Origin of the sequence: Rhizobium sp. CF080 (assembly GCF_000282095.2) — a bacterium.
Classification (GTDB): Bacteria; Pseudomonadota; Alphaproteobacteria; order Rhizobiales; family Rhizobiaceae; genus Neorhizobium.
On sequence record NZ_AKKC02000002.1, the window covers coordinates 1,015,345 to 1,030,559 of the forward strand.

A 15,215-nucleotide genomic window follows, 5' to 3' on the forward strand; every position below is an offset into this window, starting at 1 on the left:
TTCCGGTTCTCGAGAGGGCTGTTTCAGCATGAGTGGCGCCGGCGCAGCCAGTTTGCCGTCGACCGGCTTGCTTCGGCGGCAGCGGACGCTGCATCCCGACCGCTGAGGAGAGCAAAGAGGAAAGCGCCGCTGAAACGATCACCCGCGCCGATCGTGCTGACACCCTGAACTGCCGGCGCCGGATCGGCATGGACTGACCGGAAACCGTCATAAAGGGTGATGCGACGCGCCCCGTCCCTCAGGACCAGCATCTTCAGGCGCGGGCCGGCAATGCCGGAGGCGCGTTGCCACACGGTTTCGAGATCGTCCGGCGCATCGGCGCGGGAGGTAAGGATATAGTCGGCCGGGCGCGGTGTCGCGGGTCGGAGCGGCAGTTGAGAGATCACGAGAGGAATATCGTGGAGCCTTGAGACGAGCGCCTCATCAAGCAGAAGGGCGTTGATATAGGCGGCGTCACCCATCAGAGCCCCATTGGCTGAAAAAGCCGGGCGGCTTCTGCCGCCGGGTGCCAGGATCGTTCTTTCGCCGTTGGGTTCGAGCAGGATTTCGAGCGGCATGGTTTCCCCGGGCAGCACCGTGACGTGGCGTGTGTCGAACCCCTTGCCGTCGAGTGCCTTCAGCGCCGAAAGTCCCTGCTCGTCCTCCATGAGACTTGTCACGAGCGCGACTCCTGCCCCGAGTTCCAGAAGCTGGCAGCCGGTGTGGAAGCCGCCTCCGCCGAGATGGATCTCGCGGGCGGAAAAGCGCAACCGCGCGCCGGGGGGCAGGGGACCGGCGAGCTGCCAGACGCGGTCGTGATTGACCGAACCGATGACGATCACACGATACATGGGGTTACCTGTCTCTCGTCAATGCGGAGTGCGAGCGCGTCGAGGACGAAACGCTGCGTCAGGAGGAATATGATGAGAACCGGGAGGTTCTACAACAGGTTCGTCGCCACACGGGCCGCAGGCAGGCTTCTTCCCCTCAACATCCACGAACTGCGGATCCGACAGAATCCGATAGCAGGAATGTTTCAGGCCTTCGCGGGACTGAAGGCCGCTCCGACGGTGGCGCACAGGCTCGGAGCAGCGCAGTGTGCTCGATGCGGCATGTGCCGTCCCTTGCCCGGCTTTCTCTGGCCTGATTGAAGATCGACAAACCGTTGCACCATGGGCCGCGTCGGTCGGAGTTGATTCAAGCCGCCTCGTAAAACGGCAGCGACCATAAAAGTCCGCACTATCAGGTGCTTGTTCAGCCAAACCGTCGCGTACGGGCATTTCGAAACGAAGGCCGCCGAGCCGCCGCCTCAGCCGGCTTGCCTCGCCTCGTCTGGCCCGGTAAGAACGCAAATCGCTACGGAAAGCACCCGGCTTCGGTCGCGGTCATCTCCGTGCACATTCTCATTTTCATCCGCGTCACCTGCGAATTCTTGCACCAGTCCTTTGGATCAACTCATGGCGAAAACGGCCCAGCAGATAGCGGACAGCGCGCTGATCCTTCCCTTGATCAAGCAGCAGTCGGTGACGATGCTGGAGGCCTATAGCGCCAATCCGCGGCTGAGTTCCGTCTTTGCAACGCAGCAGCGCTGGCTGCTTGGCCATATGGCACTGGGTCTTCATTTCCGAGCCGCTGCGGGGGGCGAGCTGACGACGCTCTCTCGTTTCCTGGCAAGCGTCACCGAGCACGCCGTCTCCAGCCGCAACACCGGTGACGCCTTCATCAAGGAGATGATCCACTACGGTTATGCGGCTCTGGTGGAGGCGCCCATGGATCGACGCTCGCGGCCTATATCCATCTCGACTGTCGCGCTGGAAGCGATCCATGGCTGGGCCGCGGCGCATCTGGTCACGCTCGACCGCCTCGACAGCGGTCGTCGGCTGGAGGTGTTTCTGGCGGCGGAAGGGGCTATCGCCCACCTGCAGCCGGAAATCGCCGACGGCCTGCTCACGGACCCCGCCATCCGCCAGCCACGGAACACGTTCTCGCTGTTCACCTGGCTCAACAACGGCGGAGTCATCATGGAATGGCTCATTGCGGGGCTCGGCGAGATCAGCTCCGATGGCCGGCGTTATCCGACGCCGGTGGCATCGTTGGCCGACATGGCGGGATGGTTGAAGCTGTCGCGCACCCATCTCGACCGCAAGCTTCGCGAGGCGGAGGCGATGGGAAGCCTCGGATGGACTGGCCGGCGGGGCAATTCCGCCATGTGGGTTTCGGCCGGCTTCGTGCGCGAAATGATCGAGGCGCAGGCGGCAAAACTCGCCGTCATCGATGCCGCTTTCGAGCGCTGTTTTTCACGTTAGTCGTCTGCCGGTGTAAGTCCCTAACCGGGGCGCCGGATGGCTCGCACCTTGCCGCTGGTTCCGCCGCCGCAGAAGAACTGATCGGCGCCATCGGACTCGAGGCCCGATACGCCGATCCCGGGCGGCATTTCGAGCATTTCCAGCACGTTTCCTGTCTGGGGATCGACGCGTCTCACCTCACCCTCGTCGCCTTCCCAGACGCCGTGCCAGAGTTCCCCGTCGACCCAGGTCACCCCGGTGACGACGCGGTTGGATTCGATGGTACGCAGGATATTGCCCGTCTCGGGATCGACCTGATGGATCTTCCGAGCGCGATATTCGCCGACCCAGAGTGTTCCTTCGGCCCAGGCGAGCCCGGAATCGCCACCATTGCCGGGTGCCGGGATCGTCGCGAGGACGGTGCCCGTCTTCGGATCGATCTTCTGGATGCGATCTTCGGCGATCTGAAACAGGTGTTCACCGTCGAAGGCCGTTCCCGCATGGGAAGCGACTTCGATCGAGCGCACCGTCTCGCCGCTCGCCGGATCGAAGGCGTTCAGCTTGTCGCCGGAGGCGAACCACACGTGCCGGCCGTCGAAGGTGACGCCATTCACGCGGTCGGCCCCAGGGAAGGGTCCATATTCTCGGATGATTTCGGCTTGAGATTTTTTCATGCGCTCACTCTAGTCGTTCGGGAGCGGACCGGGGAGTAACAAGATTGTCGGGAATCCCGGCACGGACGGGGCCATCCACCGACGCGCACGCGCCTGGCCGAACCACTGCACCTTGCCAGCCGCCAAAAGCTGGTCCAGCGCCCGCTGTACGGTGCGGGCACTCGCCCCGAGCGCGATCGCCAGCGCAGAGCTCGACCAGGCTTCGCCGTCGGCAAGGAAGGCGAGCACTGCCGCATGCTGCTCGTCCACCAGCGGCGCCAGCACGACGATGTCGCCATTTTCGCGCGGCGTCAGCGCAAAGCCTCTCTTCGTCGCCGTGACGTTCGCCAGTGCCTGAAGCTCGACACGCAGCCGGCCGATTTCGACCCGCAGCCGGGCGCGGTGCGATTCATCCGCGTGCCTCGCCCGAAAGGCGCGGTAGAGCAGGGTGCTTCTCGGTACATCGCCCGGCCAAGCCTCGCCCAGTGCGCGGGCAAGCGCAAACAATATCGGGCGCGACGCGAGCGATATCTGTGAGTCTCCGATCCGCACGGTATTGCGGCATGCATCCACCACGAGCACGCCCGAGGCCAGGACCGCTTCGACCTCCTCCAGAAGGAGCGGGCGTTCCTGACCCCGTGCGATCAGGCGTGCGGCCGGCGTCTTCAGGACGAGGGATGCGTTTGCGACCTCCGCCGTCAGTGCGGGAATGCCGGCTTCCCGTGCGGCCTCCTCCGCGCGGGCAAGCGCCGCGCGCGCCGCTTTCGTCCGCAAGCGGCGGATTGCTGCCCCTGCAACCACCAGTTCATAGGCGGCTCTCGATGCGGGTGGAAGCGGAGGCGGGTCGAATGCGGCGAGCATGCGCTCGGCCTCGTCGAGGCGGCCGATCAGCAGCAGGCGCCGAACCTCCAGATTGACCGCATGTGCGGCATTCAGCCTGTCACCATGCGCCTCAAGCACCGCGCGCGCCGCGTCGAGCGACTTTACCGGCCAGGTAAGATCGCGGGAGACGAGCGCGATCTCGGCCTCGGCAACGACACATCGCGCCCGGGCCATCGCCTCTTTCGGGCCGAACGCGCGGGCGGCCCTTTTGAGCAGAGCCTTTGCCCGGACGAGATCGCCGAGCTGCGCCATGGCGATGCCACGGAGCGCGAGCGCGGGCGCATCGTCGCGCAGCGCCACCCGTTTCAATGCCCCAAGGGGGTCGCCAGAGGCGAGCGCACGTGCTGCGGCGATGATCAGCGAGTCCATCGGAATCCCGTCACACTTGTCACTCTCACCATTTGATATCCGGCCCTAGTCTATCTCACGACCACCAACCTGCATCGCAACAAACAGGAGGTTCCTATGAGAAATCAAGTCGTTTCATCCGAGGAGTGGCTGAAGGCCCGCCTTGAGCTGCTCGCCGCAGAGAAGGAATTCACGCGCCAGCGGGACGCGCTGACACGCCGCCGAATGGCGATGCCCTGGGAACAGGTCGAGAAATCCTATCGGTTCGAAGGGCCGGATGGCGAGCTTTCGCTGGAAGATTTCTTCGACGGCCGCTCGCAGCTGATCGTCTATCATCTCATGTTCGCTCCCGATTGGGAGGAGGCGTGTAAATCGTGCTCTTTCTGGGCCGACAATTTCGATGGCATCCCGATCCATCTCAATCATCGCGACGTGACGTTCGTCGCCATCTCGCGGGCTCCACTTGCCAAGATCGACGCCTACAAGAAGCGCATGGGCTGGAGCTTCCCGTGGTTTTCTTCGCACGGCAGCGATTTCAACTTCGATTATCAGGTATCGGTGAAGCCCGAGGATCTCGCCAAGGGCGGCGCCTATTACAATTACAAGGTCCAGCCGAGCAACGCATCGGAGGAAGTGGGCATCAGCGTCTTCTGCAGGAACGAGAGCGGCGAGGTATTCCACACCTATTCATGTTATTCGCGTGGCGTCGACATGCTCAACGGCGCCTATCACTTCCTGGATCTCGTGCCGAAGGGCCGCGACGAGGACGAACTCCGGTTCTCGATGGCCTGGCTGCGCCGGCACGATCAATATTGAGGCGGCTCCTGGCCAGTCTCGGTAGGAACCAGCGCCGGCCGCGGTCGATCTGAGCCAGACAATAGAACTCTCTGACATGCCGGCTCCTGGGGATCGGCGCTTTCCTGATCGCCATGACCTTCAAGCCCGTCAACGGCCAGCGCCGGCTTTCGACGCAAATCCCGGCCTGACGCCCAGCAACCGATGACACCCTGCCACCAAACCTGGAGACACGACATGAGCAAGTCCTATATCGGCGGATGTGCCTGCGGTGCCATTCGCTACGAAATATCAGCCGAACCGCTGGTGATGAATGATTGCCAGTGCCGTCAATGCCAGCGCGACAGCGGCACCGGGCACGGATCCTACCTGACTTTTCCACGCACTGCGGTGGACGTTCGCGGGGAGGCGAAAAGCTGGGATGTCGCGGGCGACAACGGCTATGTCAAATCGCGCGGCTTCTGCGCCACTTGCGGGACCTTGGTCTATCTGACCTTGCCAGCCGTGCCGGATATCTTTGTGATCTATGCCGGCAGCCTCGACGACCCGAGCCGTTACAAGCCGCAATTCGTCTGCTGGACCGTGGCCGGTCATGCATGGGACCACATGGATCCGGATCTCCCGAGGTTCCAAAAGATGCCGCCCGCCTAGCGGGCGATGGTCAAAGGTCCTCGAATGGTTGAGGGACGGCACTCGGGACCGAACTCCGCGGCCGTCGTTGAACTCGGCGGCCGGGAGATAGGTTGCGAATGCTGAGTTTTGCGACGGACACGCCTTGTTTTCCGAGTCCATCTTTCTCTATAGATGCAGGCGGCGAGGTTTTTTCCGAATGCAAAGCACTGAGATCGCAGCTCTGGTCAATCGCGTGGCGATGGGTGATCGCAAAGCGTTCGCATCGTTGTATAATGCAACGAGCCCGAAACTATTTTCGATCTGCCTGCGTATCTTGAAAGACAGGACCGACGCAGAAGAAGCGCTCCAGGAAATTTATGTCAGAGTCTGGCAGCGCTCCAAGACTTTTGCCGTCGATACCGGCTCGCCCTTGGCCTGGTTGGCGGCGATCGCGCGCAATCACGCGATCGACATCCTCCGGGCCAGGAAGCCTGTCGCTGAAGACTTGGATGAAGCCTACGACCTTGCCGACGACGGCATTCTCAACCCAGAGCAGCAGGTCGCCATGGCTGATGAAGGCCGTCGCATCGACAATTGCATGCAGGAGCTCGACTCCGTGCATGCGCGTGCAGTTCGACGTGCCTACGTGGAAGGTTTGAGTTATCTTGAACTGGCGGAAGAATTGAAGGTACCCTTGAACACCGTGCGCACGTGGCTGCGCCGGAGCCTTCTCAAACTGAGAGAGTGCATGGAGCGATGACGTCGGGCGAACAAAGTCAGGGCAGGCGGCCGCAGGACGAGATCCTGGCGGGCGAATATGTGCTCGGCGTTCTGTCGCTGGAGGCGCGCCATGCCGTTGAACAGCGGATGGCGAATGATCGCGCCTTTGCCCGGATCGTCGAACGGTGGCAGGCGGACCTTGCCTCCTTCAACGACGACTATGAGGACGTAGCGCCGCGCCCAATGGTTTTCGGCCGGATCGAAACTCGGCTCTTCGGCCCCGCCCGGGTTGCTCCGTCCTCATGGGGTTTGTGGAATTCCGCGCTGTTCTGGCGAAGGCTCTCGTTCGCCACGACTGCGGTTGCGGTGGCTGCCGTCATCTATGCATCGGGCGTGATCCCAGGGCCGCAAGGCCCTGCGCCGCTGGTGGCGGAATTGTCCTCAACCGATAGCCAGATCAACTTGCTTGCGTCCTACGATGCCGGAAACGGCCGGTTGCGGATTGTGCCAGTCGCGGCCGGCGGACGCGAAGAGAAGTCGCTGGAGCTCTGGCTGGTGCCTGGAAGCGGCAACCCGCGGTCTCTCGGCGTCTTCGAGCAGGATCGGGCGGGAGAACTTGTGATACCTGCCGATCTGCGTCGCAACATGACCGAGGGCGCGACGCTTGCCGTCAGCCTCGAACCGTTCGGCGGCTCGCCGACCGGTGTGGCGACCGGTCCCGTCGTGGCGAGCGGCGCCGTGCGCAGGCCCTGACGCCGAAAGCGGAAGGTTCAGACCGCGGTCTCGCCGATATCCCAATAGAGCCCGGCCATCATGGCGAGACCTTCGCGCACAATCGAGATCGGCAGGTGCTCGTTCGGCGCGTGCTGCAGGCAGCCGGGATAGGAATGCGGGATCCAGATGGTCGGCAGGCCGAGCAGGTCGGAAAAGATGTTGTTCGGCAGCGAGCCGCCGAGATTGGGCAGAATCGCCGGCGGGGCACCGAGCGTTTTCTCGATCGAGGCGACGACGCGTCTGACCCAGGGATGGTCGGGATCGAGGCGGCTGGCGAGGAAGATCGCGTCGGTCGGGTCCTTGACCGCGACCCGGTCGTAACCGGCATCGATCAGCGCCTTGCGGACGGCGGGGACCACGGCGTCCGGATCGACGCCGACCGGGAAACGGAGCTGCACGCGGGCGCGGGCCTTGGGCGGGATGGCGTAGAGCGGTTGGGCGAGATTGCCGCATTCCATCTCCATCACCTCGAAGGAGCTCCAGGCAAAAACCTTCTCTTCCGGCGTCAGGCCGGGTTCGCCCCACCAGGGCTCGATCGGCGGATCGCCGGCGGCGGGCGTGATGTGGCAATCCTTCAAGGCAGTTCGGACGTTTTCCGGGATCGAACCCGGCGTCATCTCGGGCACCTTGATCTGGCCTGTGCGGCCGACGAGCGCGGTGATCGCGTGGCAGAGTTCGATGCCGGGATTGGAGAGGATGCCGCCCCAGTTGCCGGAATGCTGGAAGCTTTCGCGGGCATTGATCTCCAGGTGGAAGGACATGCCGCCGCGGGCGCCCAGAAAGATGGTCGGGCGCTCGAGCGCGAGGCGTGGACCGTCCGAGGCGATGAAGACGTCTGCCTTCAGCTCGTCCCGATGCGCGGCGCACATCTCTTCAAGCCCCAGCGAGCCGGATTCCTCGCCCATCTCGATCAGGTATTTGAGGTTGAAACCGAGCGAGCCTTTTACTGCAAGCAGGGCTTCGACGGCGGCGAGGTTCACGGCGTGCTGGCCCTTGTTGTCCGCCGTGCCGCGGCCGTACCAGGCGCCATTCCTCTCGGTCATCTCGAAGGGCGAGAGGTCTGTCTCCCACTGGCCGTCCAGGCCGGCAACGACATCGCCATGGCCATATTGCAGGACGGTGGTGAAGCGCGGGTCTTCAATGCGTTCGGCGAGCAGAAACGGGCCGGGCGCCGTGTCGTTCTCGTAGATCTTCGTGGTGAAGCCGAGGCGCTCGAAAAAGGGCTGCATGTCTTCGGTGACGTAGCGCCAGAGGTCCGGCTTGTTGGCGGCGACGCGGCTGGCCGAGGGGATTGCCACCCGCATTCGCAGCGTTTCCTCGAAGGAGCCGTCATCGAGATAACCGACGGCCTTGTCGATCGTTGCTTGGCGGGAGGCGGTCGTCATTGAGGCGTCCTTGGAAATTCAGGCGGTCTTGACCTTGGCGGCCGGCGGGAAGATCGAGGCGTTGGAGAGGTCGAGGTCGAAATGGCAGCGGAACATGCCGCCGGTCTCGGTCGCCTTCTGCGGCGGCACGGTATTGCGGCAGATATCCTGCGCGAAGGGACAGCGCGTGTGGAAACGGCAGCCGGAGGGTGGGAAAGCCGGGTTCGGCAGTTCGCCGGCGATCGGATGCAGCGAGCGGTCGCTGGTATCCATGTCCGGTGCCGCATCGATCAGCAGGCGGGTATAGGGATGGCGCGGCTTGTGGAACAGTTCTTCCGACGTCGCCTCCTCGACCAGTTCGCCGAGATACATGACCCCGATCCGGTCGGCCATGATGCGCACGACCGAGAGATTGTGGGTGATGAACAGGCTGGTGAGGTGCAGGTTCTTCTGCAGGTCGCGGAGCAGGTTGAGGATCTGCGCCTGCACCGAGACGTCGAGCGCCGAGGTCGGTTCGTCGAGGATCAGGAATTCCGGTTCGCCGGCGAGCGCCCTGGCGATGCAGATACGCTGCCGCTGGCCTCCTGAAAACTCCTGCGGGTATTTTTCCGCGTCGGCTGCGGAGAGGCCGACCTGGACCAGCAATTCGTCGACGCGGGCGCGGACAGCGGTACGGCCATTGCGCAGCTTATGCACCCGGATCGGCTCGGCGATGATGTCCTCGATCGTCCAGCGGCCGTTGAGCGAGGAATAGGGGTCCTGGAAGATCATCTGCAGGCGCGGCTTGTTGCCGAATGCATTCGGCGGAAAACTGATCTCGCCGGATGTCGGAGCCATCAGGCCGGAGACGAGACGCGCCAGCGTTGACTTGCCGCAGCCGCTTTCGCCGACCAGGCCCATGGTCTCGCCATGGTGGACTGTGAGGCTGACATCGCTGACGGCCTTGGTGCCACCGGTCTCGTTCTTCTTCAGTCGCTCGAGAAGGCTCTGGTTGCGGCGATAGACCTTGCTGACGTGATTGAGGATGAGGAAATCGGAAGCGCTCATGCGGTCACCCTTTCCAGCGGATGGAAACAGGAAAAGGCAGAGCTTTCCTCATGATAAAGCGGCGGAATGGTCGCGCGGCAATCGCCTTCCGCCCTGAAACAGCGCGGATTAAAGGCGCAGCCGGGCGGAACGGCTCCAAGGCCCGGCATGGCGCCGGGGATCTGGTCGAGCCGCATCTCGCCGGTGGCCGACGGCATCGGCGTCGCGCGGATCAGGCCGCGGGTATAGGGATGTTTCGGCGCGTTGAAGAGTTCGCCGACCGGGCTGATCTCGGCGACGCGGCCGGCATAAAGCACCGCGACGCGATCGGCCATCTTGGCGATGACGCCGAGGTCATGGGTGATCAGCATCATGCTGACATTGCTTTCGCGGTGCAGGTCACGCAGCAGTTCGAGGATATGGGCCTGGACCGAGACGTCGAGGGCGGTGGTCGGCTCGTCGGCGATGACCAGCGCTGGGTCGGCGCAGAGCGCGAGAGCGATCACCACGCGCTGGCGCATGCCGCCGGAGAGCTGGTGCGGGTAACGCTTGAACTGGACATCCGGATTGGGCAGGCCGACGCGATCGAGCCAGTCGAGCGCCCTCTTTTTGGTCTGGTTGCCGCCGAGTTTCAGGTGCGCCTGGATGGTGTCGCAGAGCTGCTGGCCGATCGTGATGACCGGGTTGAGGCTGGTCATCGGGTCCTGGAAGACGAAACCGATCCGGCCGCCGCGCACGCTGCGCATCGCTTTCGGGGAAAGCTGGTCGAGCCGGGTGCCGGCAAGGGTGATGGTGCCGCCGGTGCGTTTCAGCGGGGGCACGAGGAGGTCGATGATCGCAGCACCTGTGATCGACTTGCCGGCGCCGGATTCGCCGACGATGCCCAGCACCTCGCCGGGATTGACGAAAAAGGACACCTTGTCGAGCGCGGTGACCAGTTTTCCGTCGCGATTGATGGTGACGGTGAGGTCGCGGACGTCGAGGAGCGGTGCGGGTGCGTTGATCATGAGCGGCCCCGCAGGCGCGGATTGTAGACGTCGCGCAGGTGGTCGCCGAGGATGTTTACCGACACGACGAAGAGGACGAGGATCAGGCAAGGCCAGACCGAGATCCACCATTCGCCCGACTGCAGGAAATTGTTGCCGTTGCGGATCAGCGTGCCGAGCGACGGCGAGGTGACCGGAATGCCGATGCCGAGGAAGCTCAAGGTCGCCTCGGTGATGATGGCGATGCCGAGATTGATGGTGGCAATGACGAGGACCGGCGCCATCACGTTTGGCAGGATGTGCAGCACGATGATGGAAAGGTTGCTGCGGCCGGTGATGCGGGCGGCCGAGACATAGTCCTGGTCGCGCTCGATCATCACGGAAGAGCGGATGGTGCGGGCATACTGGACCCAGAAGGCAATGCCGATGGACATCACGACGATGGCGATGGCGGTGCCGACGCTGCGCTCGGTGCCGAGCACGGCGCGGGCGGCACCATCGATGATCATCGCCAGCAGCAAGGCGGGATAGGCGAGCTGCACGTCCGCGACGCGCATGATGAAGGCATCCACCTTGCCGCCGACGAAACCGGCGATCAGGCCGAGGCTGCCGCCGAGGACGAGGCCGATGGTGACCGACAGGAAGCCGACGATGATCGAGGTGCGCATGCCATAGGCCATGGCGGTGATCAGGTTGCGGCCCTGGTCGTCGGTGCCGAGCGGGAAATCGGGAGAACCATCCGCCATCCAGGCCGGCGGAATGAAACTGTCCAGCACCGACATGCCGGAGAATTCGAACGGGTTCAGCGAGAACAGCGGCACCACGAAAGCGTAGATCAGCAGCGCGATGATCACGATCGCGCAGAGCGTTGGGCCGGGGGCCCTGCGCATGGCGCGCAGAAGCTTGGCGCCTCTGCTGCGGCGAACGGGGCCGGCCGCGGGAGTGTTGACGACAGGCGTCATGATTGCCTCCTCAACACGCGGGCGTCGATCAGCGGATAAAGCAGTTCGACGATGAGATTGATGACCATGAAGACCAGGCCGACGAAGATCAGGTAGATGGCGATGACCGGAATGTCGGCACCCTGGATCGATTGCAGGAACAGCGAGCCGAGGCCCGGCCAGGCGAAGACGTTTTCCGTCACCACCGAAAAGGCGATGATATTGCCAAGCTGCAGGCCGAGCATGGTGATGACCGGCAGAAGCGTGTTCTTGATGGCATAGACATACCAGATACGCGCTTCCGACAGGCCGCGGGCGCGGGCGAAGCGAATATGTTCGCTCTGGCCGACTTCCATCAGCTGGGTGCGCAGCATGCGGATGATGAAGGCGACCTGGAAGGTGGAGAGGGTCGCTGCCGGCAGCAGGATCGCCCGCCAGCCGGAAACGCTGAGAAGCCCTGTCTTCCAGAAGCCGAGATCGACCACCGTGCCGCGCCCGAAGGAGGGAAGCAGACCGAGCTGGACCGAAAACACCGCGATCAGCAGGATGCCAACGACGAAATTCGGGAGCGTGATGCCGGCCGTCGAGATCAGCATGATGAAACGGCCGAACAGCGAATTCGGGTTGACGCCGCAATAGATGCCGGCCGGCACGCCGACCACGATGGTGATCAGCAGGCTGACGAAGGCGAGCTCCACGGTGGCGGGCAGGCGTTCGGCGATCAGGTTGGCGACCGGATCCTGGGTACGATAGGAAAAGCCGAAATCGCCGTGCAGCATATTGCCGATGAAATGCAGGAACCGCGTCCAGAGGGGCTGGTCGAGGCCGAGCTTGGCGATCAGTTCCAGCCGCTCGTTGACGGTCGCGTCGGCAGAGAGGAGGGCCGCCAGCGGGTCGCCGATATTGGCGACCAGCAGGAAGGCTATGAAGCTGATCACGAGCAGGACGATGACCGTCTGCACGATCCGTGACGCGGCATAATTCAGCACAACAAATTCCTCAGCAGCAGCTATCCCCGAGCTGGTCGAGGAAAGCGGTGCATTTCTCGAGCTCGGAAATGGCGACCGACTCGTCCGGCTGATGGGCGTCGGCGATATCGCCCGGACCGATGACGACCGATGGAACGCCGGCGATCTGGAAAATGCCCGCTTCCGTGCCATAGGAAACATAGCGGGGTTCGGTGCGGCCGAGAAGCGCCAATAGTTCCGCATCGAGCGCCGGATCATTGTTGGGTTTAAGGCCCGGGATGCTGGCCTGGACATCGAAGACGATGCCGCAGGATGGATCGATCGCCTTCATGGCCGGCTCAAGCTTTTCGGCGGCAAAACGCTTCATGCGGTCCAGCACGTCATAGGTATTCTGACCCGGGATGAGGCGCATCTCCCAGAAGAACTCGCAGTTTTCGGAGACGATATTGCCGTGCAGGCCGCCCTTGATGACGGTCACCTGGGTTGTCGAATAGGGCGGGTCGAGCCCTTCGAACCGCGGGCCGTCGCGCATATCCTCGCGGATGCGGTTGATCTCGGCGATCATGTCGCCGGCGACCATGACGGCGTTGACATAGCGGTCCGGCTGCGAGGAATGGCCGGGCTTGCCCTTGATGCGGCACCAGCCGATCAGGCCGCCCTTGTGGGCCGCGATCATGTCCATGCTGGTCGCTTCGCCGATCACGGCAAGGCGGGGCTTCAGGTCGCTTGCGCCCACCCATTCGGCCATCGAGCCGACGCCGGTACAGCCGACTTCCTCGTCATAGGAAAAGGCGAGGTGGATAGGCTTCTTGAGGTTCTTCGCGGCAATGCCGGGCACGGCCGCGAGACAGCAGGCGAGAAAGCCCTTCATGTCGGTCGCGCCGCGGCCGATCAGGCGGCCGTTCGATTCCCTCAGCGTCCAGGGATCGCCGGTCCAGGCCTGGCCCTCGGTCGGCACAACATCCGTGTGGCCGCTGAAGATGATACCGCCGGGCGCTTCCGGGCCGATCGTGATCAGCACGTTCGCCTTGTCGCCTTCGGGATTGACAAAGCGTCGGACGCGCCCCCCGAAGGGGGCGGTCTGGTCTTCGACATATTTGATCAGGTCGAGGTTTGAAACGGCGCTGACGGTCGGGAAGGAAACGAGGCCTGCAAGCTGCCGCGAGATATCGGATGCAATCGTCATTACTTCACCGTGAAATAACGCAGCGGATAGGCAAGGTCGGCCGGCTGGACGACGGTGACGTTGTCCTTCACGCCCCAGAGAATGTTCAACTGGTGGAGCGGAATGAAGGCGACATCGGCTTTCATGATCTTGAAGGCCTGGGTGATATAGCCGGTGCGCTTGGCCTGATCCGTTTCCTTGCCGATCAGCTCGATCAGCTTGTCGACCTCCGGATTGGAATAACCGCCGATGTTGAAGGCGCCGAGGCCGCTCTTGGCGTCACGGGTGGCGGCGATCGAAGTCAGGAAGATGTGCGCGTCATAGGTTGCCGGCGAGTAGCCGAGCATGGCCAAGCTGGTATTGTATTCCGGCGGGTTGACCTGGGTTGCCCACTTGGCGGTCGGCTGGGCGCGCGGATCGACCTTGATGTTGATACGGGCGAGCGAGGCGGCGACCGCAAGGCAGGTCGCTTCGTCGTTCATGAAACGGTCGCTGGTGCAATCCAATGTCACGGAGAAGCCGTTTTCGTAGCCGGCTTCCTTCATCAGCGCCTTGGCCTTGTCGACGTCCGGCTTCACCGGTGCGCCGAGGGCTGCATCGAAACCGTTGACTTCCTTGCCGATCGGCAAGCCGACCGGGACCGAGAAATTGCGCATGATGCGCTTCTGGATTGCGCCGGTGTCGATCGCCAGTTCCATCGCCTGGCGAACCTTCAGTTCCTTGAAGGGGTTCTTGGTCTTTTCGCTGCCGAAGATCAGGCTGTCGCGGGCGACGTCCGGCTGGATGTAGATGGTGCGAAGATCCGGGCCGGCCTGCATGTGCAGCTTCGGATCGTTCTCGATGCGCTCGGCATCCTGCGGCGGCACGCCGTCGATCATGTCGACTTCGCCGGAAACGAGAGCGGACACACGGGTCGACGGGTTGGGAATGACGAAGAAGGTGGCGTTGTCGACATTGCCGGTCTTCTTGTCCCACCAGCTCGGGTTCGGCGCGAAGACCGTCTTCACGCCCGGATCGCGCTCCTTGATGACGTAGGGGCCGGTGCCCATGGCATTGCGGTTGGCAAAGGTCTCGGTGGCGTTGTTGGCGGCACCCGGCTGCACGGTGTTATTCGCTTCGGCCCATTCCTTGTCCATGATGTACCAGTTGGTGATCTGGTTCGGCAGGATGGGGTTGATGGCGCGGGTCTTGATGCGGATCTTGTAATCCTCGACCTTCTCGATCGAGGCGATCGAATTGAGATTTGCCTTGATGCCGCCGGCCTGGCCGCGGGTCAGCGAGAAGACCACGTCATCGGCGGTGAAGGCATTGCCGTTCGAAAATTTCACGTCCTTGCGGAGGTTGAATTCCCAGGTCGTGCCGTCGATCTGTTTCCAGTCGGTCGCAAGTGCCCCCTCGATCTTCTGCTCCGCGTTACGGCGCACAAGCGGCTCGTAGACATTGGCAAGAACGGCGAAGATCAGCGTGTTCGAGACCGCATGCGGATCGAGCGTATAGGCATCGAGCGGGCCGGCGAACTTGAAATCCGCGGCCTGAGCCATGCCGCCAAGCGGAGCGGCAATCGCGGCTGCGGCGATCATGCCCAGCAGCATCTTACGTTTGAATGCAGAAAACGAGAAAGACATCATGATCTCCTAAGCGCGCCACGAGACAGTCGGAATGCGGGACAACGGAATGAGGGACAACCATGCGGCAGATATTTTATGGTTAAAATATC

At 63.1% G+C, this 15,215-nt stretch carries 15 protein-coding genes; 5 read left to right on the forward strand and 10 right to left on the reverse strand.

The genetic code is table 11. The features are described from left to right. Window positions 1-23 precede the first annotated feature (23 nt). The gene (locus tag PMI07_RS06045; protein WP_007765871.1) at window positions 24-830 is read right to left on the reverse strand and encodes a PfkB family carbohydrate kinase; all 807 of its coding nucleotides are present in this window, start codon (window positions 828-830) and stop codon (window positions 24-26) included. A gap of 606 nt (window positions 831-1,436) precedes the next feature. Here PMI07_RS06045 and PMI07_RS06060 point away from each other — a divergent pair. Next, window positions 1,437-2,285 (forward strand): hypothetical protein, encoded by an 849-nt coding sequence (locus tag PMI07_RS06060; RefSeq protein ID WP_007765867.1) that lies wholly within the window; start codon window positions 1,437-1,439, stop codon window positions 2,283-2,285. A 20-nt stretch (window positions 2,286-2,305) separates the two neighbouring features. Here the strand turns inward: PMI07_RS06060 and PMI07_RS06065 are convergent, their stop codons facing one another. Both PMI07_RS06065 and PMI07_RS06070 read right to left on the reverse strand, forming a co-directional pair. Continuing rightward, window positions 2,306-2,938: a PQQ-binding-like beta-propeller repeat protein gene (locus PMI07_RS06065; RefSeq protein WP_007765866.1), complete on the reverse strand. Its 633-nt coding sequence runs from the start codon at window positions 2,936-2,938 to the stop codon at window positions 2,306-2,308. 9 nt (window positions 2,939-2,947) lie between these two features. Further along, window positions 2,948-4,168, reverse strand: coding sequence for a hypothetical protein (locus tag PMI07_RS06070; RefSeq protein WP_007765865.1), 1,221 nt, complete (start codon window positions 4,166-4,168; stop codon window positions 2,948-2,950). A gap of 96 nt (window positions 4,169-4,264) precedes the next feature. Between PMI07_RS06070 and PMI07_RS06075 the strand changes: the two genes are divergently transcribed. From PMI07_RS06075 to PMI07_RS06090, 4 genes are all read left to right on the forward strand, one after another. After that, window positions 4,265-4,963, forward strand: a complete 699-nt coding sequence (locus PMI07_RS06075) for a thioredoxin family protein (RefSeq protein WP_007765864.1) — start codon at window positions 4,265-4,267, stop codon at window positions 4,961-4,963. Window positions 4,964-5,179: 216 nt separating this feature from the next. Further along, the gene (locus PMI07_RS06080) at window positions 5,180-5,593 is read left to right on the forward strand and encodes a GFA family protein (protein WP_007765863.1); all 414 of its coding nucleotides are present in this window, start codon (window positions 5,180-5,182) and stop codon (window positions 5,591-5,593) included. A gap of 178 nt (window positions 5,594-5,771) precedes the next feature. Further along, window positions 5,772-6,314, forward strand: coding sequence for a sigma-70 family RNA polymerase sigma factor (locus PMI07_RS06085; RefSeq protein WP_007765860.1), 543 nt, complete (start codon window positions 5,772-5,774; stop codon window positions 6,312-6,314). Beyond that, window positions 6,311-7,027: an anti-sigma factor gene (locus PMI07_RS06090; RefSeq protein ID WP_007765857.1), complete on the forward strand. Its 717-nt coding sequence runs from the start codon at window positions 6,311-6,313 to the stop codon at window positions 7,025-7,027. The genes PMI07_RS06085 and PMI07_RS06090 overlap by 4 nt, the downstream gene beginning before the upstream one ends. Before the next feature lie 17 nt (window positions 7,028-7,044). Here the strand turns inward: PMI07_RS06090 and PMI07_RS06095 are convergent, their stop codons facing one another. The 7 genes from PMI07_RS06095 to PMI07_RS06125 are packed head-to-tail and all read right to left on the reverse strand — an operon-like array spanning window position 7,045 to window position 15,123. After that, on the reverse strand, window positions 7,045-8,433 hold the full coding sequence (locus tag PMI07_RS06095; protein ID WP_007765853.1) for a M20 family metallopeptidase: 1,389 nt from the start codon (window positions 8,431-8,433) through the stop codon (window positions 7,045-7,047). 18 nt (window positions 8,434-8,451) lie between these two features. After that, window positions 8,452-9,459 (reverse strand): ABC transporter ATP-binding protein, encoded by a 1,008-nt coding sequence (locus PMI07_RS06100; RefSeq protein WP_007765851.1) that lies wholly within the window; start codon window positions 9,457-9,459, stop codon window positions 8,452-8,454. Then, the gene (locus PMI07_RS06105; protein ID WP_007765848.1) at window positions 9,456-10,445 is read right to left on the reverse strand and encodes an ABC transporter ATP-binding protein; all 990 of its coding nucleotides are present in this window, start codon (window positions 10,443-10,445) and stop codon (window positions 9,456-9,458) included. Before PMI07_RS06105 ends, PMI07_RS06100 begins: the two co-directional genes overlap by 4 nt. Then, a complete protein-coding gene (locus tag PMI07_RS06110) occupies window positions 10,442-11,386 on the reverse strand; it encodes an ABC transporter permease (protein WP_007765845.1) in 945 nt (314 codons plus the stop codon). Before PMI07_RS06110 ends, PMI07_RS06105 begins: the two co-directional genes overlap by 4 nt. After that, entirely contained in the window at window positions 11,383-12,354 is a 972-nt protein-coding gene (locus PMI07_RS06115) for an ABC transporter permease (RefSeq protein ID WP_007765844.1), read from the reverse strand. Before PMI07_RS06115 ends, PMI07_RS06110 begins: the two co-directional genes overlap by 4 nt. 10 nt (window positions 12,355-12,364) lie before the next feature. Further along, a complete protein-coding gene (gene argE / locus PMI07_RS06120; RefSeq protein ID WP_007765842.1) occupies window positions 12,365-13,519 on the reverse strand; it encodes an acetylornithine deacetylase in 1,155 nt (384 codons plus the stop codon). After that, on the reverse strand, window positions 13,519-15,123 hold the full coding sequence (locus PMI07_RS06125; RefSeq protein WP_007765838.1) for an ABC transporter substrate-binding protein: 1,605 nt from the start codon (window positions 15,121-15,123) through the stop codon (window positions 13,519-13,521). The genes argE and PMI07_RS06125 overlap by 1 nt, the downstream gene beginning before the upstream one ends. Window positions 15,124-15,215: the final 92 nt, after the last annotated feature.